Annotated in this window: 1 rRNA gene; it reads right to left on the minus strand. The window is 54.5% G+C overall.

The features are described 5' to 3' along the window. Positions 1 to 255 (minus strand): 23S ribosomal RNA (locus MXM41_RS22930); the annotation flags it as partial.

Below are 255 nucleotides of genomic sequence, written 5' to 3' on the forward strand. Positions count from 1 at the left end.
TTCACGACGGACGTTAGCACCCGCCGTGTGTCTCCCGTGATAACATTCCTCGGTATTCGCAGTTTGCATCGGGTTGGTAAGCCGGGATGGCCCCCTAGCCGAAACAGTGCTCTACCCCCGAGGATGAATTCACGAGGCGCTACCTAAATAGCTTTCGGGGAGAACCAGCTATCTCCCGGTTTGATTGGCCTTTCACCCCCAGCCACAGGTCATCCGCTAATTTTTCAACATTAGTCGGTTCGGTCCTCCAGTTAG

Source organism: Leclercia adecarboxylata (assembly GCF_035787115.1).
Lineage (GTDB): Bacteria > Pseudomonadota > Gammaproteobacteria > Enterobacterales > Enterobacteriaceae > Enterobacter > Enterobacter adecarboxylatus_E.